17 protein-coding genes are annotated in these 20,369 nt (G+C 61.7%); 10 read left to right on the top strand and 7 right to left on the bottom strand.

Annotation, left to right across the window (positions count from 1 at the left end; translation table 11 throughout):
* Window positions 1-40: 40 nt before the first annotated feature.
* Window positions 41-871, bottom strand: coding sequence for a GntR family transcriptional regulator (locus tag XH80_RS25390; RefSeq protein ID WP_271600908.1), 831 nt, complete (start codon window positions 869-871; stop codon window positions 41-43).
* Window positions 872-1,039: 168 nt separating this feature from the next.
* Here XH80_RS25390 and XH80_RS25385 point away from each other — a divergent pair, with 168 nt between their 5' ends.
* The 10 genes from XH80_RS25385 (at window position 1,040) to XH80_RS25340 (ending at window position 11,691) form a co-directional block, all read left to right on the top strand.
* Window positions 1,040-1,975: a hydroxymethylglutaryl-CoA lyase gene (locus XH80_RS25385; protein ID WP_271600907.1), complete on the top strand. Its 936-nt coding sequence runs from the start codon at window positions 1,040-1,042 to the stop codon at window positions 1,973-1,975.
* Complete coding sequence (locus tag XH80_RS25380; protein ID WP_271600906.1) at window positions 1,972-3,192, top strand: CaiB/BaiF CoA transferase family protein; 1,221 nt, start codon at window positions 1,972-1,974, stop codon at window positions 3,190-3,192. The genes XH80_RS25385 and XH80_RS25380 overlap by 4 nt, the downstream gene beginning before the upstream one ends.
* A 38-nt stretch (window positions 3,193-3,230) precedes the next feature.
* A complete protein-coding gene (locus tag XH80_RS25375; protein WP_271600905.1) occupies window positions 3,231-4,277 on the top strand; it encodes an ABC transporter substrate-binding protein in 1,047 nt (348 codons plus the stop codon).
* Window positions 4,274-5,122: an ABC transporter ATP-binding protein gene (locus tag XH80_RS25370; protein ID WP_271600904.1), complete on the top strand. Its 849-nt coding sequence runs from the start codon at window positions 4,274-4,276 to the stop codon at window positions 5,120-5,122. The genes XH80_RS25375 and XH80_RS25370 overlap by 4 nt, the downstream gene beginning before the upstream one ends.
* Window position 5,123: 1 nt before the next feature.
* A complete protein-coding gene (locus XH80_RS25365; RefSeq protein ID WP_271600903.1) occupies window positions 5,124-5,975 on the top strand; it encodes an ABC transporter permease in 852 nt (283 codons plus the stop codon).
* Between the two features lie 418 nt (window positions 5,976-6,393).
* Window positions 6,394-7,830 (top strand): ABC transporter substrate-binding protein, encoded by a 1,437-nt coding sequence (locus XH80_RS25360; protein ID WP_271600902.1) that lies wholly within the window; start codon window positions 6,394-6,396, stop codon window positions 7,828-7,830.
* Window positions 7,831-7,891: 61 nt separating this feature from the next.
* Complete coding sequence (locus XH80_RS25355; RefSeq protein WP_271600901.1) at window positions 7,892-8,815, top strand: carbohydrate ABC transporter permease; 924 nt, start codon at window positions 7,892-7,894, stop codon at window positions 8,813-8,815.
* The gene (locus XH80_RS25350) at window positions 8,812-9,651 is read left to right on the top strand and encodes a carbohydrate ABC transporter permease (protein ID WP_271600900.1); all 840 of its coding nucleotides are present in this window, start codon (window positions 8,812-8,814) and stop codon (window positions 9,649-9,651) included. The genes XH80_RS25355 and XH80_RS25350 overlap by 4 nt, the downstream gene beginning before the upstream one ends.
* Before the next feature lie 10 nt (window positions 9,652-9,661).
* Complete coding sequence (locus XH80_RS25345) at window positions 9,662-10,765, top strand: ABC transporter ATP-binding protein (RefSeq protein ID WP_271600899.1); 1,104 nt, start codon at window positions 9,662-9,664, stop codon at window positions 10,763-10,765.
* Between the two features lie 35 nt (window positions 10,766-10,800).
* Window positions 10,801-11,691: an SMP-30/gluconolactonase/LRE family protein gene (locus tag XH80_RS25340; RefSeq protein ID WP_271600898.1), complete on the top strand. Its 891-nt coding sequence runs from the start codon at window positions 10,801-10,803 to the stop codon at window positions 11,689-11,691.
* A gap of 216 nt (window positions 11,692-11,907) precedes the next feature.
* Here the strand turns inward: XH80_RS25340 and XH80_RS25335 are convergent, their stop codons facing one another.
* The 6 genes from XH80_RS25335 to XH80_RS25310 all read right to left on the bottom strand — a co-directional run bounded on the left by XH80_RS25335 (window position 11,908) and on the right by XH80_RS25310 (window position 20,321).
* The gene (locus tag XH80_RS25335) at window positions 11,908-13,341 is read right to left on the bottom strand and encodes an NAD(P)(+) transhydrogenase (Re/Si-specific) subunit beta (protein ID WP_271600897.1); all 1,434 of its coding nucleotides are present in this window, start codon (window positions 13,339-13,341) and stop codon (window positions 11,908-11,910) included.
* Between the two features lie 11 nt (window positions 13,342-13,352).
* Complete coding sequence (locus XH80_RS25330) at window positions 13,353-14,921, bottom strand: Re/Si-specific NAD(P)(+) transhydrogenase subunit alpha (protein ID WP_271600896.1); 1,569 nt, start codon at window positions 14,919-14,921, stop codon at window positions 13,353-13,355.
* A 72-nt stretch (window positions 14,922-14,993) separates the two neighbouring features.
* Entirely contained in the window at window positions 14,994-16,316 is a 1,323-nt protein-coding gene (locus XH80_RS25325; RefSeq protein WP_271600895.1) for an NAD(P)/FAD-dependent oxidoreductase, read from the bottom strand.
* Window positions 16,317-16,582: 266 nt separating this feature from the next.
* Window positions 16,583-18,319, bottom strand: coding sequence for a PHA/PHB synthase family protein (locus XH80_RS25320; protein WP_271600894.1), 1,737 nt, complete (start codon window positions 18,317-18,319; stop codon window positions 16,583-16,585).
* A 71-nt stretch (window positions 18,320-18,390) separates the two neighbouring features.
* Window positions 18,391-19,104: an acetoacetyl-CoA reductase gene (gene phbB, locus XH80_RS25315; RefSeq protein WP_271601049.1), complete on the bottom strand. Its 714-nt coding sequence runs from the start codon at window positions 19,102-19,104 to the stop codon at window positions 18,391-18,393.
* A 41-nt stretch (window positions 19,105-19,145) separates the two neighbouring features.
* Window positions 19,146-20,321, bottom strand: coding sequence for an acetyl-CoA C-acetyltransferase (locus tag XH80_RS25310; protein WP_271600893.1), 1,176 nt, complete (start codon window positions 20,319-20,321; stop codon window positions 19,146-19,148).
* Window positions 20,322-20,369 lie beyond the last annotated feature (48 nt).

Raw genomic sequence — 20,369 nt, 5'->3', positions numbered from 1 at the left:
GGCCATACAAGGCGCAAATGACGATTAACATCCTGAGACGTTAAGACAGGCCTTCGACTAGGGGGCGCTGCAGGTGCCGTGCCATCAGTTCGGCCCCCTCCGCATAGTGGCGCGCCTCCAGCAGATCGAGCAGGCGCAGATGCTCACGCACATGGCGGCGCATGCCGTCGCGGTCGGCGAAGCTGCGATAAGCGAACAGGCGGCGGATGGAGTTCACGCGTTTCAGCGCCTCGACGAAGAACGGATTGCCGGCGCCGCGGATGATCTCCTCGTGGAAATCGCAGCCGGATTGATAGATCTCGCCGATGGTCATCTTCTCGAATTCGCCATCAAGGACGCGCTGCTGCCGTTCCCGCAACCGTGCGATCACCTCCTGCGATAGCGTGTAATCAGGCTGCGCCATCGCGGCCGGCTCGATCACGACGCGGAACGCCATGGCCTGCGCCTGCGCGGCGGGGCTCGACACCGTCTCCGCGAAGCGCCAGCCATAGCCCGGCAGGCGCGCGATCCAGCCCTCGGCCGCGATGCGATCGAGCAATCGCTGCAGCTCGGCCCGGCTCAGATCATAACGGCGCATCAACTCCGCCTCGGTGACATCGGCCGAAAGCCGGCTGGCCAGAACGTCGCCGGCAATGCTCGCATAGACCTGTTCGCCACGCCTGACCGCCGCAAGCGCCGGCTGGGCCGCGCCGCTGGTCGGATTCTTCGCCAGCACGAAGCCGCGATGTGGCTCGCCTCGGGCAAGGCCCGCGGCCTCCAGCGCCTTCAGCCCGAGCCGGATCGGCGCACGCGACAGGTCGAGCGCATCGGCCAGCCTCTGCTCGATCAAGCGATCGCCGGCCTTCATGCCGTCGCGCCGGGCGAGCGCCATGATTAGGCCGGCCAGGTGCTCGGCGCGCTCGGAACCGGCTTTGCCTTGGAGTCGTCGGGAACTTTGGACGGCGGTCATTGCCAGTGCACGCAGCTTTTAGGACTTGACAGACTGTCCCACGGATTGTTCTTTATTGCAATAATATACAATCGAACAGGGAGAGCCACGATGGCACGCGCGCCCGATGTCCACATCTGCGAGGTCGCTCCGCGCGACGGCTTGCAGAACCTGGACGTCTTCGTTCCGACGGAAGCCAAGTGCGCGCTGATCGATGCGATCGCCGCCGCCGGCGTGAGCGAGATCGATGCCGGCTCCTTCGTGCCACCGAAGGTCGTGCCACAATTTTCCGACGTTGATGCGGTAATGGCACACGCCCTCACCCAAGAGACCGCGACCATCGGCGCACTGGTGCCCAACCCCAAAGGCGCCGAGCGCGCCATCGCGGCACGCGTCAACGCCATCTACTTCGTCATCTCGGCCAGCGAGACGCACAACCGCGCCAATGTGCGCCGTACGATCGACGAGCAGATCGAGGGCTTTCGCGCGGTGCGCGCCGCGATCGATGGCCGACCTGTGGGTCAGCGGCCGCAACTGATGGGCGCGATCTCCACCTCGTTCGGCTGCTCGCTGGAGGGCGAAGTGAGCGAAGCCGCCGTATGCCGCGTGGCGCGCGCCTTCGCGGACGCGCGCGCCGACGAGATCGGGCTTGCCGACACCGTTGGCTATGCGACGCCGAGGCTGATCGGACAGATCGTCGACGCCGTCCGGCGCGAGGTCGGCTCGCAGATGACGCTGCGGCTGCATCTGCACGATACGCTCGGCGCAGGCCTTGCCAACGCCGTCGCCGGTCTCGAAGCCGGCATCCGCCGGTTCGATGCCGCCGTGTCCGGCCTCGGCGGCTGCCCGTTCGCGCCGGGCGCGCGCGGCAACATTGTCACCGAGGATCTCGTGTTCATGCTGGAGCGCATGGGCCTGTCCACCGGCATCGATCTCGACCGCCTGATGCAGACGCGCGAGATTCTCGCCCGCCATATTCAAGCGAAGCATCTCACGGGCCATCTGCATGAAGCCGGCATCCCCAAGGTGCTGCGGAGGGCGACATGACCGCGGCCGTGCGAGAGAGCGCCTCCGAGCTGCGGCCGCTGGCCGGCATTCGCGTCATCGAATTCAGCCAGATGGTGATGGGCCCAAGTTGCGGGCTTATTCTCGCCGACCTCGGCGCCGATGTGATCAAGGTTGAGCCACCCAAGGGCGATCGCACCCGCACCTTCAAGGGACCGGCCGCCGGCTTCTTCGCAACCTACAGCCGCAACAAGCGTAGCATTGCGCTGGATACATCGACCGCGGAAGGCCAGAAGATCGCGCGGCGGCTGATCGAGACGAGTGATGTGCTGATCGAGAATTTCCGACCCGGCCTGTTGAAGCGGATTGGCCTCGATTATCAATCGGTCGCAGACTTCGTGCCGCGCCTGATCTATTGCTCGCTGAAGGGCTATCTGCCCGGCCCTTACGAGAACCGTCTCGCGCTCGACGAGGTCGTGCAGATGATGGGCGGGCTCGCCTACATGACCGGGCTGCCCGACCGCCCGATGCGCGCCGGCGCCTCGGTCAACGACGTCATGGGCGGCATGTTTGGCGTGATCGCGATCCAGGCTGCGCTTGCGGAGCGGCAGCGCACCGGTCGCGGCCGCTACATCCAGAGCGCGCTCTACGAGAACAACGTGTTCCTGATGGCGCAGGCGATGATGTGCGAGGTGGTCAGCGGCCAGCCGTCGATCCCCTATTCGATCAAGGACAGCCCGTGGCCGGTCTATGATCTCTTCGACACCAAGGACGGCTCGAAACTGTTCGTCACTATCGTCGGCGAGGAGCAATGGGAGGCGTTCTGCCGCGCCTTCGAGCGCGAAGCCTGGCTCGCCGATCCGCGCCTTGCGACAGCCAACGGCCGCGTCGATCATCGCGCCTGGCTGATCCCCGAGATCGCAAAGATCTTCAAGGAGTGGGACAAGGCCGCGCTTGCCGCACAGCTGGAGCAGCTCGACCTGCCCTACGCGCCCGTGAACAAGCCCGGCGATCTCTTCGACGATCCGCATCTCAATCAATCAGGCGGCATGACCAACATTCACTTGCCCGACGGCCGCGAGGCCAAGACGCCGCTGCTGCCGATCTCCATGGACGGGCAGCGCCTGCCCAATCGCTACGATCCGCCTGGAATCGGCGAGCACACGCGCGAGATCCTGAGCGAGGCCGGAATCTCTGCAAAGGATATCGAGGCGCTGCGGGAGGCGGGAACGATCCGGATTGCACTGACGCCATCTTGACGAATGGCGCGATCAAACAAGAACAAAGGGAGGAGCACATGACCATCACCAGGCGCACGGCGCTGATCGCAGGCTCCGCATGGGCCGGCGCATCGCTGCTGACGAGGCAAGTGCGCGCCGAGGGCAAGCAGGTCTCGCTGGCCTTCGGGCCGGTCTCGCCGGTCTATGCCATCGGCATGATCGCGGAGCTGAAGGGCTACTTCAAAGACGAAGGGCTGGATTCGAAGCTCGTCACCGGCAATGCCGGCACGTTCGGACGCCAGACGCTGGCCGCGGGACAGGCGCTGTTCGCGCATGGCGACGCCAGCCACCCGCTGCAGCTCAGCGCGCGCGGCAAGCCCTGCAAGATCCTGCTCGCAACCGAAATGGTGTGCTCCTATGCCAACATCATGGTCCGACAGGACCTCTACGAGAGCGGCATCACTTCGGTCGAGAAGCTCGCCGCCTCCAAGCGCGCCGACGGCACCAAGCCGATCGTCGCCGCCACCGCCATCGGCTCGGGCACCTGGGTGTTCGGCACCTATGTGTTCGAGACGCGCGGGCTCGGTGACAAGGTGAACTGGGTGGCCGGCGGCGGCCCCAACACGATGTTCCCGTCCCTCCAGACCAAGCAGTTCGACGCCATCATGGCGCCGCCGAGCTGGATGGTCGAAGTCGAGAAGAAGGGTTTTGGCAAGGCGATCTACGATACGTCCAAGCCTGGTGTGTTCGAAAAGGACTTCGGCGGCACCCTGCCCGTGCTCGTGATCTACACGCTGCAGGACACGATCGACCAGGACAAAGCGATGGTGCAGGCCTATGTCAACGCGATCTCTCGCGCCATGGCCTATGTCAAGGCAACGCCGCTCGCCGAGGTGCAGGCGCTGGTCACGCCGAAATACTTCTCCGGCATCGATCCGGACGCGGTCAGCGCCGAGCTCGGCTTCGACACATCGACCTGGGCCTACGACGGACACATCGACAAGGTGTCTTTCGAACGCGGCGCCAAACCCTGGTATCGCAAGGGTACGGACATTCCCGAAACCAGATATGAGGATGTCGTCAACATGAGCTTCCTTGCGACAGCGCAGGCGAAAACCAAATGATGGCCGCTCAAGGCCCGAGCCTCGCGCTCACGCGAGAGGACAAGGACGCGGATGCGGCTCGCACACGCATTGCCGTGCAAGGTCTCGCCAAGCGCTTCACCTCGGCCGGCCGCGAGTTCGTCGCGGTCGACGACGTCTCCTTCGAGGTCAGCCAAGGCGAATTCGTCGCACTGCTCGGCCCGTCCGGCTGCGGCAAGAGCACTATCCTCAACATGGTCGCCGGCCTGTTGCCGCGCTCGGGCGGACGCATCCTGATCGACGATGACACCGTCGAAACCGGTAGGATCAACCGCAAGGTCGGCTACGTCTTCCAGCGTGACACGCTGTTCCCCTGGCGCACGGTGGAACAGAACATCGGCTATGGCCTTGAAATCGCCGGCGTCGCCAAGGCCGCGCGCACGGGCCGCGTCGCCGCGGCCGTCGACAAGGCAGGGCTCTCCGGCTTTGCGCAGAGCTTCCCCCGCATGCTCTCCGGCGGCATGCGCCAGCGTGTCGCCCTGATGCGCACCCTGATCCTGGAGCCCGAGATCCTCCTGATGGATGAGCCGTTCGGCGCACTCGATACCCACACCAAGCTCGAGATGCACAAGACGCTGCTGGAGATCTGGGAGCGGGAGCGGCAGACCGTGCTGTTCGTGACGCATGATCTCGGCGAGGCCATCACCCTGGCGAGCCGCATCATCCTGCTCTCGGCGCGCCCCGGACGGCTTAAGGAAGACTTCGAGATAGCCCTGCCGCGTCCGCGCGATCCCGTCAGCTTGCGCGAGACCGCCGAATTCGGCCGCCTCTATTCCCACATCTGGCATTCGCTCGGCGAAGAATTCCGCCGCACCAGGGCCGACTGACATGCCCAAAAGCCGCGCCGTCATCCTGTTCTGGCAACTCGCCATCCTCGCGAGCCTGCTCGTCATCTGGCAATGGGGCTTCGACTGGAGCAAGGCGCTGCTGCCGAAAGCCTATGTGCCGAAAATCCTCGATCCCTATTTCGTCGCCAAGCCGTCGCTGATTTGGCAGAGCTTCCTGCGCCTCGGCTGCTTCTCCGATGCGAGTGGCTTTGCCGCCTGCATCCAGGGCAACGACAATAATCTTTGGCTCGCCACGCTCGTGACGCTGAAGAACACCTGGTGGGGATTTTTGTTCGGATCGGCGAGCGGAATTGCGGCCGGCCTGATCCTCGGCCGCTCGGATTTCCTCGCCCGCGTGTTCGGGCCCTATATCGTCGCGCTCAACTCGATCCCGCGCATCGCGCTGGTGCCGCTCGTCATCCTGATCTTCGGCCTCGGCGATCTCTCCAAGATCGCGACCGCCTGGCTGGTCGTGTTCTTCGTGGTGTTCTTCAACACTTTTGAGGGCACGCGCGCGGTCGACCGCGACCAGATCGCGGCCGCCCGCCTGCTCGGCGCCAGCGAATTCACCGTGCTGCGGACGGTCGTGATTCCCTCGGCGCTCGCCTGGGTGTTCGCCTCGCTGCTGCCGGCGGTCTCGTTCGCGCTGATCGGCGTCATTGTCGGCGAGTTCATCGGTGCCGAGCGTGGCCTCGGCAAGCTCATCATCGAAGCGGAGGCGCGCGCCAATGCCAGCGAGATGATGGTCGCCATCTTCGTCATGATGGTCGTGGGTATTCTGCTGGCGGTTGCCGTCCGTGCTTTGCAATCTTATTTGCTGCGCTGGCAACCGCAATTCGAACATTCATCTTAGCCCGACGTGGAAGCTTTGCGAACAACTGTGATCAGGCGAAGCTTTGCAGATTCGCACTTCTGAGAGCACCAGAAGACAGGTGAATCCTGCTCATCGATGATTGCAAAGTTCTCATTTGCCCAACAGTTCCGTCGCAACGCAGACTAGCCCCAAAATCAACGCCCTAGAGCGTTTTCGGGGAGGACGCGTGTTTTTAAAAAGCCCAACTGGCCTCATCTAGGCTGGAGCAGCAATCCGGCAGCGATACGTCTGCGCCGCCAACCCTCAACATAGGTGAAATCGTTTGTTCGGCGCCCCTCGGCGCCGGCACAGCCTGTCGATGTCGGCGGCTGGCGGAGGCACGTCCAGGAATGATGTGAAAGCGCTCCGAAGCCGGCTTGTGGCCTCGGGACGCTCGGGAGAAGAGGAGGAGGATGGAATGAAGTTCAAGACGTTTCTCGGCGCCGCCGTGATCCTGGCGTTCGCTGGCACCTCGGCGCCCGCCGCCGATAAGGACGCGGCCGACACAGCGGTGGAGGCCGCGAAGAAGTACGCGGGTACAACAATCAGCATCGTCTGGGAGGCTGGTCTCCAGTCGCTCGATCCGCTGAACTATTCGGGCCCGCAATGGGAGAAGCTCACCGGCATCAAGGTGAAGGTGGTCGAAGTGCCGACCGATCAGATGTTCACCAAGATCATGCAGGATTTCAAATCAGGCGCCGGAGCCTATGACGCGCTGAACGTTATCCCATCCTGGATGCCCGATTTGGCCCGCGCAGGGGCACTCGAGCCCCTCGACAAATATGTCGACAAGTTCGGCTATCGCGAGGAGTTGCAGGACATTGCGGCCGCCTATCGCGACAACCAGATGCAGTATGACGGGAAGATCTACGGCTTCCCGGATGATGGCGACGTGATGTTGCTCTACTACCGGAAGGACATCTTCGAGGATCCGAAGATGAAGGACGAGTTCAAGGCCAAGTTCGGCTACGAGCTCGCGCCGCCAAAGGACTGGAAACAGTTCGACGAGATCGGCCAATTCATCACCGACAAGATGGGACCCAAGGTCTACGGCGCGGGATTTTTCCGCACCGCGCCCTATCCGCAATACATGTTCCAAGAACGCTTCCGCATGGAGGGCGGCAAGTTCTTCAATGCCGACACGATGAAGGCGACGGTGAATGGCGATGTCGGCCTCAAGGTCTTCAAGCAGATGCTGGCGGAGAACAAGTTCATGCCGCCGGGCGTGGAGCAGTGGAATTTTGTCGATAATCTCGCCGCGTTTCTCCAGGGCACGACCGCAATGACGATCTCCTGGCCGCCCTACGGCCGCTGGGCAGCCGGCTACGGCTCGGGCGAGGAAGCGCTGAAGTGGGTGCCGAAATCGCAGGTCGCCGGCAAGGTCGGCTACGCGCTCACCCCTCTCGGCCGTCCCGAGCTCGGCGTTGGCTTCGATTTGTCGGTCTCGGCCACCAGCAAGAACAAGGAGGCCGCGTATCTCTTCATCCAGTGGCTGAACAGCAAGAAGACCAGCCTCGCGCGCGTCCAGCTGCCCTATACGCTGCGCGATCCGTTCCGCCTGTCGCACTACGCGAGCGAGAAATATCGCGCGCTCTGGCCCGATGCTCCCGCCTATCTCGACACCATCAAGACGTCCGGCGAGAAGGGCCTACTCGACCTGTCGCTGCTACAACAGGACAAGTACGACGAGGCGATGACCAAGGCGATTTCGAGCCTCTGGGCAGGCGAAGACCCCAAGGCCATTCTCGACCGCATGGCGCAGCAATTCGATGCGATCACCGAGAAGGTCGGCATCGACAATCAAAAGGCCGTCTACAAGGTCTGGGCGGCAAAGCCCGGCGCCTACCCGCAATAACTGACTGAATACCGCACGGGAGGCGTCGCCCTCCCGTGTGGTGTCATTTCCTGGACTAATGATGACGCTTTCCGCAAGTCTCAATGTTGCCGAGCAACGCCGTCCTAGCCGCTTCGGGCGCCTGCTTGAGGACCGGCTTCCCTATCTCATCGTCGCTCCGGCTATTCTGATCCTTCTGCTGGTCGGCTTGTTTCCGCTGATCTACTCCCTGATCGTGAGCTTCCAGCGCATCACGATGACCGTGAGTGATACGTCCTTCGCGGGATTCTTGAACTATGCGGAGCTGTTCAGGGATGCGCGCCTCTGGGCTTCGCTCGGCCACACCGCCATCATCACCGCGATCGCCCTCCCCCTGGAGTTGCTGATCGGCTTCCTGATGGCGCAACTCTTCATCGATCGCATGCCTGGTCGTCAGATCTTCGTAGCGCTGCTGGTGCTTCCAACGGTGATCTCGCCGATCGTCGCGGGTGCGACCTGGCGTCTGATGTTCGACGTCCGCTTCGGCCCGATTGGCCAGATTCTGAGTGTCTTCGCCGGCGAGCCGGTCCGGATCCTTTGGACCGTCAATCCGGCCTACGTCTATCCGGCGATCATCATCTGCGAAGTCTGGCAGTGGGCACCGTTCATGTTCCTGCTCCTGCTTGCAGCCCTGTCGAACGTCGACCAGTCACAACTCGAGGCTGCGGAGATCGACGGCGCCTCGTACTTGCGCGTGCTTCGCGCAATCATTCTGCCGGCGATCGCTCCCGTTGTAGCCGTGGCCTGCCTGATCCGCGGCCTCGATCTCGTGCGCATCTTCGACATCATCTGGGCCCTCACCGAAGGCGGGCCAGGCTCGATGACCGAGACCGTCTCGCTCTACACCTATGTGCAAGGCTTCTCGCAATTCGAGACCAGCTACACAGCCGCAATCTCCTTTCTGGTGATTGCGCTGCTCACGGTCATCACCACGCTGGTCCTCAAGCGCATGGAGCTCGCGCGATGAGGGTCGGCAAGCTACCGGCGAGAAAAGCCCGCATTCTGGCGCTTCGCTATCTCGGCGCCGGCGTAGTAACCCTGCTATTTCTGTTTCCGGTCTACTGGCTGTTCATGATCTCGTTCAAGACGCCGGACGAGATCTATCACGTGCCACCCCTATGGATACCTGGGCAGATCCAGTTCTCGAACTACTACGTTTTGTTCAAGGACGGCGACGTTCTTGCCATCCTGAACAGCCTGATCGTCTCAGGCGTCAGCTCCGGCATCGCAATCGTTCTCGGAACGCTCTGCGCCTACAGCCTCGCCAGGTTCGGCACCGGCGGCGAGAACCTGGCGATGTGGATCATCTCCCAGCGCATGATTCCACCAATTGCAGTCGTCTTCCCGATCTTTCTGATCTACGTCTATTTCGGCCTCGTCGACGGCTATTTCGGGCTGATCCTCCTCTACACCGCATTCAATCTCCCCTACGTGATCTGGATGATGCGCGGCTACATCGTCGACGTTCCGCTGGAGCTAGAGGAGAGCGCTCTGGTCGATGGCCTGAACCGATGGGAGGTGATCTGGAAAGTCGTCTTCCCGATGGTCAGACCCGGTCTCATGGCGACGTCGGTCTTCACCTTCGTGTTCGCCTGGAACGACTTCCTGTTCGCGCTGGTGCTCACGCGCACCGAAGTCATCACCTTTCCGGTCATGCTGACGCACTATTTCGGCGGACAATCGAATTTCTGGGCAAAGATCGCAGCGATGTCGGTCTTGGGGACATTGCCGATCTTCGTCGCGGTCTCCGTCATGCAGCGCTATCTCGTGCGAGGCATCTCGCTGGGCGCAGTCAAAGGTTAGGGAGAGCGAAGTGGCTGACGTCAGGCTGTCCGGTGTACACAAATATTACGGCAACGTGCATGCAGTGCGTGGTGTGGATCTCACCATCGCCGACGGCGAATTTGCTGTGCTGGTGGGTCCGTCCGGCTGCGGCAAGAGCACACTGTTACGAACCATTGCAGGTCTCGAGGACCCAGACGGCGGAACGATCGCCATCGGAGGCGCAGTGGTTAACGATCTGCGCCCGCGCGAGCGCAACATAGCAATGGTGTTTCAGAACTATGCGCTCTACCCCTATCTGACCGTCGGCGAGAACATCGCCTTCGGTCTGCGCGCCCGCAAAACTCCGGAGATCGAGGTCAGAAAGCGCGTCAGTGAAGCCGCCGAGATGCTCGGCATCGGCAATCTCCTGCAGCGCTATCCACGGCAGCTCTCCGGTGGACAGCGTCAGCGCGTCGCCATCGGCCGCGCCATCGTCCGCAAAGCAGACCTGTTTCTGTTCGACGAGCCCCTCTCCAACCTGGACGCCCAGCTGCGTGACGAGATGCGGACCGAGATCAAGCGCCTGCATCACGAGATCACGACGACGATGATCTACGTTACCCACGACCAGGTCGAGGCGATGACCCTCGCCGACAGGATCGTGCTGCTGCGCGAGGGAAAGATCGAGCAGCAGGGAGCCCCTCTTGAGCTGTTCGAGCAGCCTCGTACTGGATTCGTTGCGGGCTTTCTCGGCTCGCCATCGATCAACCTTATCCCGGCGGCCCTCACGACAAACGGCCCCGAGGGCGCGGTGATATTTCAATCCGGCGACGCGCTGACACTTCCGAAAGCCAAGGCCGCATCACTGACCCATGCAGATGGGAAACAGGTTATCGTCGGGATTCGACCGCAGCACTTCAGCCGGGCCGGCGGCCGACCTCTCAGGGACGGAGTGGTGGCCTACTCAACCATTGCCGACCTCATTCAGCCAACCGGGACCCGCACCTTCACGACTATTAAGCTCGGCGGAGTGGACGCTGTGGCGGAGCTGCAGGCTCATGACGTCAGCAGCCATGGCGAGCGCATCGACCTTGCCATCGACCTCAATCGCGTCGTGCTGATCGATCCGGACAGCGGCCTGGTGATCGGATAGCGATCGGTGAACAGTCTGGGAAACGGGAGGGAAAAATGGCGTCGAGACTCTTTGCAAGCGGAATCGGAGCGCCCGAGGGCCCGGTGTGCCTGCCCGACGGTTCGATGTATGTCACGGAGATGTCCGCGTCGACCCTTTGTGTCACGCGGCTCGATCCTCGCGGCAACCGCCGCGTGATCCGGACGACGGGTGGCCGTCCGAATGGACTAACGACAGATGGCCACGGCCGGATCTGGATCGCAGAAGCTGGCCTCCAGGCGCTGATCTGCATCGACGAAAGCGGAAACGAGATCCGGCGCATGCAGGGCGAAGGCGCAGATCGCTTCCTGTTTCCGAATGACCTCTGCTTTGGTCCGAACGGACTGCTCTACATGACGGACTCCGGCATGGCCGCAGAGGATTTTATCAATGGCCAGGCCTTCGTGGACGGCTATATGGATCTCGATTGGGACGGCCGTGTGTATGAGATCGATCCGGCAGCCATGAAGGTGCTGCGCGTGATCGACCGCAAAATTCGTTTCACCAACGGCATCGCCTTCGGACCCGACGATCACCTGTATGCCAACGCGTCCTTTACCGGCGAAATCTACCGATACGACGTGTTCGGCGAAGCGGCGCCAAAGCGCGTCGTCTTCGGTAACGTCCTGCAAGCGGATGCGAACCCGGACTTCAAAGGACCGGATGGAATGGCTTTCGGAACCGACGGCCGGCTTTATTGCACCGTCTACAATCAGAAGAACGTCACTGTGCTAGACCGGCGAGGCGAGCTCGCCGATCGCTTGATCCTGGATGGATCGCAGCCGACGAATTGTGCCTTTACGATGGAAGGCAAGAAGCTGCGCGTCACTGAGGTCGGCAAGGGGCAGGTCGAGGAAATCGATATGCCGTGTGACGGCCTGCCGCTGCATCTGCCGAAATTCGCCTGATCAGTGTTCAATGCCGACGTCGTGATCGTGGCGGGCTTGCTGATTGTTCTGCTGTTCGATCCTGAAGAACGGAGCGTATCCCGTATGCTGACAGAGAGCTAAAGCATAAGCCGGAAAAGTGCGAAGCGTTTCTCCGAAAAGATGATGCTCAACAATGACCTAAAGCGCGATGACCATTCATTCCAATTTCCTCGCGCTTCGGCCCGCAAGCTGATCTTAATGAATTCGCGTCAGCAGCTCGTCCAGCGACTTCTTGGCGTCGCCATAAAACATCCGGGCGTTCTCCTTGTAGAACAGCGGGTTCTCGATGCCCGAGTAGCCGGTGCCCTGACCGCGCTTTAGGACCAGCACGTTCTTGGCTTTCCAGACTTCGAGGACGGGCATGCCAGCGATTGGCGATGTCGGGTCCTCCTGCGCCGCTGGATTGACGATATCGTTCGATCCGATGACGATCGCAACATCGGTCGACGGGAAATCGTCGTTGATTTCGTCCATTTCGAGCACGATGTCGTAGGGTACCTTGGCTTCGGCGAGTAGCACGTTCATGTGCCCCGGCAGACGGCCTGCGACCGGATGGATGCCGAACCGCACTTCCTTGCGCTTGGCCCGCAGCCGTTTCACCAATTCGGAGACCGGCTGCTGTGCCTGCGCGACGGCCATCCCGTAGCCGGGCACGATGATGACCGATTCGGCATCATCCAGCATCGCCGCCACTCCGTCGGTATCGATCGCCACCTGCTCGCCCTCGATCGCCTGCGCTGGTCCGCCGGATGCGCCGAAGCCCCCCAGGATGACGCTGAGGAAGTTCCGGTTCATCGCCCGGCACATGATGTAGGACAGAATGGCGCCGGACGAGCCGACCAGGGCCCCGGTGACGATCAGCAGGTCGTTCGACAAGGTGAAGCCGATCGCCGCAGCGGCCCAGCCAGAGTAGCTGTTCAGCATTGAGATCACCACCGGCATGTCCGCGCCGCCGATTGCCATGATCAGATGCCACCCGACCGCGCCCGCGATGAACGCAACGAGGATCATGGTCCAGATCCCGGAGCCATAGAAATAGAGGATGCCGAGCAGCAGGCAAGCGACGCCAGCCGCGATATTGATGGCATGCCGGCCCGGCAGGGTTAGCGCCTTCGATTGAATCTTGCCCGCGAGCTTGCCATAGGCAACGATCGAGCCTGTGAAGGTGACTGCGCCGATCAAGATGCCGAGAAACACCTCGACCCTCATGATTGACAGTTCGATCGGCGTTTTGTGAGCTAGCGTCGCCGCGAAGCCCGATAGCGTGTCGCCGCTGCCGTTACTCAGGGCTCTCGCCGCCGCTCCTGCCTCGATGTCGGCGTTCAATCCTATGAAGACGGCCGCAAGCCCGACGAGGCTGTGGAAGCCGGCGACAAGCTCCGGCATCTGCGTCATCTGCACTCTCTGCGCGGCCATCGCACCGCCGATCCCTCCAAGGGCGACCATGATGAGGACCAGCCAGACCGCGCCGACCCCGCCGAGGACCGTCGCCGCCACGGCGATGGCCATGCCGACGATGCCGTACCAGATCGCGCGCTTCGCCTTCTCCTGGTTGGAGAGGCCACCCAGTGCGAGAATAAAAAGAACCGCCGCCGTGATGTAGGCAGCTGTGATCAAAGCCGAATGCATATGCCCCCCGATCAGCTCTTCTGGAACATGGCCAGCATTCGCCGTGTCACCAGGAAGCCGCCAAAGATATTGACCGACGCCATCAAAACGGAAAACGCCGCAAGCAGACTGACGATCAGGCTCGATGAGCCGACCTGCAGCAGCGCGCCCAGAATGATGATCGATGAAATCGAGTTGGTGACCGCCATCAACGGCGTGTGCAGCGAATGCGCGACGTTCCAGATCACCTGGAAACCAACGAAAACCGACAGCCCGAAGACCATCAAGTGCTGCATGAGACTCGCGGGCGCGACGCTGCCGATCAGGAGAGTGACGATCGCGCCGGCAACGAGCATCCAGGTCTGGCGCCTGCCGGCGGCCCTGAACTCGGCGAGCTCACGCGCCGCCCGTTCCTCGGCGGTCTCGACAACGGCCTTCTTCGGCATGACCTTGGCGATCGCCTGCACTTTTGGTGGCGGCGGCGGGAAGGTGATCACGCCGTCTTTCGTCACGGTGGCGCCGCGGATCACGTCGTCTTCCATGTTGACCACAGCCACGCCGTCCTTGGCCGGCGTCAGGTCATCCATCATGTGGCGGACATTGGTGGAATAAAGCGTCGAGGCTTGCGTTGCCATACGCGAGGGAAAATCTGTGTAGCCGATGATCTTGACGCCATTCGCAGTCTCGATCGCCTGGTCCGGGACGGTCAGTTCGCAGTTACCGCCGCGTTCGGCCGCGAGATCGACGATCACCGAGCCAGGTTTCATCGCTTCGACCATATCCTTGGTCCACAGCGTTGGCGCCGGGCGGCCCGGAATAAGGGCGGTGGTGATGACGATGTCCATATCTGGAGCGAGTTCTCGGAATTTGGCGAGCTGTTTGGCCTGAAATTCCGGTGAAGAGGGAGCCGCATAGCCGCCTGTGGCTGCCGAATCCTGGGTTTTCTCGAATGCGAGGAACACGAATTCGGCGCCCATCGATTCGATCTGCTCGGCGACTTCCGGCCGCACGTCGAAAGCATAGGTGATCGCGCCCAGCGAAACCGCAGCACCGATCGCCGCCAAGCCGGCGACGCCCGCGCCGACCACCAGCACCTTGGCTGGTGGCAACTTGCCGGCGGCAGTGATCTGGCCGGTGAAGAAGCGTCCGAAATTGTTGCTCGCCTCGATCACTGCCCGATACCCGGCGATGTTGGCCATCGACGATAGGACGTCCATCTTCTGGGCACGACTGATCCGCGGCACCATGTCCATCGCCAGCGCCGTCAAGCCCCTCGTCTTGAGCGCTTCGAGGAGCTCGCTGTTCTGCCCCGGATACAGCAGCGAGATCACGACCTGCCCGGCATGGCCCATCTCGACTTCGTCCAGGCCAGGCGGCCGGATCTTCGCGACGACATCGGCTTGCGCCCAAAGGTCCGCCGGCCTGGCCACCACCGTCACGCCGGCATCACGATAGGCTTGATCCGAGAAGCGGGCCGCCGATCCGGCTCCCGATTCGATAAGACAGTCATAGCCGAGTTTCTTCAGTGCGATTGCGGACTGCGGCGTCATCGCCACGCGCTTCTCGCCTTCGACGCGTTCCCTGGGAGTACCGATCTTCATGGGCGGTCCGTCTTTCCGTTGCTCAGTGACGCTGTGAACAGGATTTTGATCTGGTACAAGGACGATCCCTGGTCAATGGAGCTTGACGTGGGGCTCGGTGCGCCGGTTGATCAGGCGGGCCAGCGTGCTAAGCGTCACCCTTGCGAGGCCATGCAATGCGCATTCATGCATCTTATAGAGAGACAGGTACATTATTCTCGCGAACATACCCTCGAACACCAAGTTGCTGCCCACGAGTGCGCCCAGGATCCAGCCAACGGCGCTGAATTCGCCGAGCGATATGAGGGATCCGAAGTCCCTGTACCGGTAGGCATCTAGCGGCGTGCCATGCAGAGACCGTGGAATCTGGCAATAAAGATGGGCGGCCTGCTGATGCGCTGCCTGCGCACGAGGCGGCACGTTGCCGCGCTCCCCCCATGAACAGGCACAGCAGTCGCCAATTGCAAAGATGCGTGCATAGCGCGTCGTCTGTAGCTTCGGGCGAACGACGAGTTGATTGATCCGGTTAGTTTCGAGGCCAGCGATGTCCTTTAGACAATCGGGCGCTTTGACTCCTGCGGCCCAGACGATCAGTTCGGCGGGGATCGTCCGGCCGTCCGTCAGGCTGACGCGATCGCCACCAACCTCGGAAACCTTGGCGCCGACCAGCACCTCGATTCCGCGCCTGGCCAGCAACTTCTCGGTCTCTTTCGAAACTCGCTCAGGCAAAGCTGGAAGCACCCGTTCGGCAGCTTCAATCAACGTAATCCTGATGTCCTTCTGAGGGTCGACCTGGTCGAGGCCGTAGGCCACCACCTCACGCGTCGTTCTATGGAGTTCGGCAGCAAGCTCGACGCCGGTCGCCCCGGCGCCAACGATCGCAACCTTCAGTTGGTGAACTCCCAGTGGCGACGATTGGGCATGCGCACGGATACATGCATTGACCATTGTTTCGTGAAAGAGCCTGGCATCCGCCTGCGTCTCTAGCTTCATCGCGTGGTCGGCGACACCAGGCGTGCCGAAGTCGTTGTTCTGGCTTCCGACGGCGAGCACTAGAATGTCATAGTCGAAGGTCCGCTTTGGCGTCACTTCGCGACCTTCTGCATCGAGATGTGGCGCCACCTGTACCTGACGGCGATGCCGATCAATCCCGGTCATCTCACCGACGCGATAGCGAAAGCCATGCCAGTAGGACTGCGCGAGATAATCGACCTCGTGAGCGCCGATATCCATGCTCCCGGCTGCGATCTCGTGAAGCTTCGGCTTCCACACATAGGTGCGGTTTTGCTCGTTCAATGTGATATCGAGTGTTCCTCTGCGTCCATACTTGTCGCCGAGAGGCATTGCAAACTCCAATCCTCCGGCTCCGCCTCCGACGATGACAATCCGGGATTTTTCGAACTGTCGCTTCCTCATGACTGCCCCATGCGATCGCCTTCACATCCAACCAGACGTCTACAGCAGGCCCAGCTCGTCCCAAAAAACGCATCCGCAGTTCGTCATCCCTCATGTTCACAATGACGAGCCGCTGCAGCAAATCGCGATGCGAATTCAGACAGCTCCCAGCGAGTTAAATCGCAACCAGCCGTAACTCCGACCTGCCAATCCGCAACGATGATTCCTGACGATTGCAACTGGAACCCCACGCTGCAATCGGACGCCGTTCGGGACAGCTCCGGTGCTCAATTTGACTTCTGCTTGACGTAACTGCCTGGTGCCGGCTCGATCACCTGATAAGCCGCGTTGCCGGGCTGGACGGGGGCCGGGACAGTTCCACTCGAATGTCGCTTCAGCCAAGCGCTCCAATCGGGCCACCAGCTGCCGGGCTTCTCTTCGGCCTCAACGAGCCAATCCTCAGCCACGTAGTTCACATCATCGTTTATCCAGTAACTTCGCTTGTTGCGTGCCGGCGGATTGATCACGCCCGCCACGTGACCGCTCGCAGCCAGCACGAAGCGTGGCTCGCTGCCGATGATCCGCGTCGAACGATACGCAGTCTGCCACGGAACGATATGGTCCTCGCGCGAGGCGAGCACGTAGAGTGGCGCCTTGACCTCAGAAAGATCAATCGGCACTCCGCACTGCGTCGTCGCCCTCGGATCCTTGATCTTGTTCTCCACATAAGTGTTACGCGTGTACCAGCAGTACATCGGTCCCGGCAGGCTCACTGTGTCGGAATCCCAATACAGCAGATCGAACGCATCGGGCGGAGCTCCCTTCAAGTAGCTGTCGACGACATAGCGCCAGATCAGGTCATTGGCGCGCAACGTGCCGAACGTGAACGCCAAATCCTTGCCCGGCAAAATGCCGCCGTTGCCGATCGTCGCCTCGCGTAACGAGACCGACCGCTCGTCGATCAATAGCCCAATGTCGCCGGTGTGGGCGAAGTCCAGCATGGTCGTCAGCAGCGTCAGACTTGCCAGCTTGTCTTCGCCGCGCCCTGCCAACACCGCCGCCGCGCAGCTAAGAATGGTGCCGCCGACGCAAAAGCCCAGCGCATGAACCTTGTCCACATTCGTGACATCGCGCACGATCTCGATCGCTCTCAACGGACCGAGAGAGAGATAGTCGTCCCAGGTTAGATGCGCCGTCTCGGGGACGGCGCTCCGCCAGGAAATGAGAAACACGCGATGCCCTTGGGCGACGGCGTATTCGACCAGCGAATTTTCTTTGCCGAGGTCGAGCAGATAGTATTTGTTGATGCATGGCGGAACCATCAGCAGCGGCGTCTTCTCCACCTCGGCCGTCTGCGGCGTGTACTCGATCAACTGGATCAGTTCGTTCTGGAAGATAATCGCGCCGGGCGTGATTGCGAGATTGCCGCCAACTTCGAAGGCCGATTCGTCGACGCGCGTGATCCGGCCTTTCCTGACGTCCTCGATCAGGTTCATCATGCCTTGCACAAGGCTCGCCGATCGCGTTTCGATGGCTTTTCGGACGACTTCAGGATTGGTCGCCGGGAAGTTCGACGGACTGATCGCGTCCATAAACTGGCGTGCGTAGAAGCGAAGCTGCAACTTCGTCTTCTCATCGACTTGCGCCTGCTCGACCTGATCGAACAACTGCCTGGCTGATAGCAAGTAGGATTGCTTGAGGAAGTCGTAGAAGGGCCCTGCCTGCCACGCCTCGTCTTTGAAGCGCCGGTCGCCGCACGACGGCTCGATCGCGGGCTTTGCGCCGAGCGTGGCAACCCTTACGGGAGCGGAGGTCCAGAAACGCCAGAGCTGCATCAGGTACTCGCGCTGCACATCCATGGCGAGCGCAAGAGGTGAAGGCGCCTCGCCTGCAGCCACACTTTTGCCCTGCCCTCCCATCGCCGCCGCGAGTGCCTCGTCAAACCGCTTGGCCGACTGCTGACCGGCCTGCATCAGTCCCTCCAGATATCCGGACAGCTCGTTAGGCAATGTGTCGCTGTTCATCTTCCCCTCCAGTCGTCCGTAAGAGAGCCTCTCCAACACCTTCTCAGGTGATCCGAATCCTGAGAGCCGACTCACGCCATGTATTGGCCGCCATTGGCGGCGATGGTCGCCCCTGTGATGAAGCCTGCGTCATCTGATGCGAGAAAGACGACACAGCGCGCGATTTCCTCAGGCTCGCCGAGCCGACCGACCGGAATCTGCGGCAGGATGCTTTTGTTCAACACTTCTTGCGGGATCGCCTTCACCATGTCAGTGGCAATATAGCCAGGACAGATCGCATTGACGGTGATCCCTGAGCGGGCACCTTCTTGAGCCAGGGCTTTCACGAAGCCGATGTCGCCGGCCTTGGCGGCCGAGTAGTTGACCTGACCCATTTGGCCTTTTTGCCCGTTGATGGACGAGATGCAGATCACACGGCCGAATTTCCGCTCTCGCATGCCCTCCCAGACAGGGCGCGTCATGTTGAAGAGCGAGTTGAGGTTGGTGTTGATGACCCCATACCATTGTTCCTTGCTCATTTTGTGGAACATCCCGTCCTTGGTGATGCCCGCGTTGTTGACGAGCACATCGACCTGTCCGATGGCGCCGAGCGCCCTGGCGCAGGCGTCATAGTCGGACACATCCCATTTGCGGACTTCGATGCTGCTCGCGGCTTTGAATTTGGCAGCAGCTTCGTCATTGCCAGCATAGCTCGCCACGACATTGTAGCCGGCGTCTTTCAGCGCCTTGCTGATCGCCGCGCCAATGCCGCGCGTGCCCCCTGTAACCACCGCTGTACGAGCCATTCTGACCTCCGTTGAAACCGTTCCCGTTGTGACCGCCGCCATCAGCGCTCCACAGTCAGCGCGATGCCCATGCCACCCCCGATGCAAAGCGTGGCAAGGCCCTTCTTCGAGCCGCGACGCCGCATTTCGTGGAGAAGCGTGACGAGCACGCGTGCACCGGACGCCCCAATCGGATGGCCAATCGCGATCGCGCCGCCATTGACGTTGACGATCGCCGGATCCCAGCCCATGCCTTTGTTGACCGCGAGTGCCTGCGCAGCGAAAGCCTCGTTGGCTTCGACGAGCTCCAGATCCTTGACCTTCCAGCCTGCTTTCTCCAGAGCCCTTCGCGACGCGGGGATTGGGCCCGAGCCCATGATCGCGGGATCGACGCCGGCGGTCGCCCATGAAGCGATGCGAGCGAGCGGCGTCAGACCACGCGTCGCGGCCGACTTGGCCGACATCAGCACCACCGCTGCCGCGCCGTCATTGATGCCGGAGGCGTTGCCCGCGGTCACGCCGCCGTCCTTCGAAAAGGCTGGCTTCAGTTTTGCAAGCGAATCGAGCGTTGCGCCGTGACGGATGTATTCATCATTGTCGATGACGATGTCGCCTTTCCTGGTCTTGACCGTTACCGGGACGATCTCCTCCTTGAAGCGGCCGGCCTTCTGCGCGTCCTCGGCCTTGTTTTGCGAAGCGACCGCGAACTGGTCCTGCTCGCCACGGCTTATCTGCCACTTGGCAGCGACGTTCTCGGCCGTGTTGCCCATGTGGTAACCATGGAACGCATCGAGCAACCCGTCCCTCAGCATCGAGTCGGTGAGCTTGAAATCGCCCATCTTCACCCCGCTGCGCATATAAGCCACGTGGGGAGCCAAGGACATGGATTCCTGTCCGCCCGCTACGATGATGCTGGCGTCGCCATTGGCGATCTGCTGCATGCCGAGAGCGGCGGCGCGCAGGCCCGACCCGCAAAGCTGGTTCAGGATCCACGCCGTCTTCTCCTGCGGCACGCCAGCGCCCATGGCCGCCTGGCGACCCGGGTTCTGGCCCTGACCGGCGGAGAGCACCTGACCCATGATGACTTCGTCGACTTCGGCACCGTCGACCTTCGCCCGTTCGAGTGCCCCCTTGATGGCGGCCGCGCCCAGTTCGTGAGCAGGCGTGTTGCCAAAGCCTCCGTTGAAAGAACCGACCGCAGTACGGGCCGCCGAAACGATCACGACATCAGTGGACATGAAAACCCCTCTTGATTGCTCTCATCTGGTCGACGTGACTACGAAACT

The organism is Bradyrhizobium sp. CCBAU 45384 (assembly GCF_028128665.1).
GTDB classification, from domain to species: Bacteria; Pseudomonadota; Alphaproteobacteria; order Rhizobiales; family Xanthobacteraceae; genus Bradyrhizobium; species Bradyrhizobium manausense.
This window is presented reverse-complemented; position numbering and strand designations above follow the sequence as displayed.

What these genes read in the sequence shown, in the direction of transcription:
- XH80_RS25320 (WP_271600894.1), bottom strand. Translation starts at nt 18,319, where the DNA reads ATGAACAGCGACACATTGCCTAACGAGCTGTCCGGATATCTGGAGGGA.
- XH80_RS25365 (WP_271600903.1), top strand. Translation starts at nt 5,124, where the DNA reads ATGCCCAAAAGCCGCGCCGTCATCCTGTTCTGGCAACTCGCCATCCTC.
- XH80_RS25310 (WP_271600893.1), bottom strand. Translation starts at nt 20,321, where the DNA reads ATGTCCACTGATGTCGTGATCGTTTCGGCGGCCCGTACTGCGGTCGGT.
- XH80_RS25340 (WP_271600898.1), top strand. Translation starts at nt 10,801, where the DNA reads ATGGCGTCGAGACTCTTTGCAAGCGGAATCGGAGCGCCCGAGGGCCCG.
- XH80_RS25380 (WP_271600906.1), top strand. Translation starts at nt 1,972, where the DNA reads ATGACCGCGGCCGTGCGAGAGAGCGCCTCCGAGCTGCGGCCGCTGGCC.
- XH80_RS25355 (WP_271600901.1), top strand. Translation starts at nt 7,892, where the DNA reads ATGACGCTTTCCGCAAGTCTCAATGTTGCCGAGCAACGCCGTCCTAGC.
- XH80_RS25360 (WP_271600902.1), top strand. Translation starts at nt 6,394, where the DNA reads ATGAAGTTCAAGACGTTTCTCGGCGCCGCCGTGATCCTGGCGTTCGCT.
- XH80_RS25375 (WP_271600905.1), top strand. Translation starts at nt 3,231, where the DNA reads ATGACCATCACCAGGCGCACGGCGCTGATCGCAGGCTCCGCATGGGCC.
- XH80_RS25350 (WP_271600900.1), top strand. Translation starts at nt 8,812, where the DNA reads ATGAGGGTCGGCAAGCTACCGGCGAGAAAAGCCCGCATTCTGGCGCTT.
- XH80_RS25335 (WP_271600897.1), bottom strand. Translation starts at nt 13,341, where the DNA reads ATGCATTCGGCTTTGATCACAGCTGCCTACATCACGGCGGCGGTTCTT.
- XH80_RS25370 (WP_271600904.1), top strand. Translation starts at nt 4,274, where the DNA reads ATGATGGCCGCTCAAGGCCCGAGCCTCGCGCTCACGCGAGAGGACAAG.
- XH80_RS25390 (WP_271600908.1), bottom strand. Translation starts at nt 871, where the DNA reads ATGGCGCTCGCCCGGCGCGACGGCATGAAGGCCGGCGATCGCTTGATC.
- XH80_RS25385 (WP_271600907.1), top strand. Translation starts at nt 1,040, where the DNA reads ATGGCACGCGCGCCCGATGTCCACATCTGCGAGGTCGCTCCGCGCGAC.
- XH80_RS25330 (WP_271600896.1), bottom strand. Translation starts at nt 14,921, where the DNA reads ATGAAGATCGGTACTCCCAGGGAACGCGTCGAAGGCGAGAAGCGCGTG.
- phbB (WP_271601049.1), bottom strand. Translation starts at nt 19,104, where the DNA reads ATGGCTCGTACAGCGGTGGTTACAGGGGGCACGCGCGGCATTGGCGCG.
- XH80_RS25325 (WP_271600895.1), bottom strand. Translation starts at nt 16,316, where the DNA reads ATGAGGAAGCGACAGTTCGAAAAATCCCGGATTGTCATCGTCGGAGGC.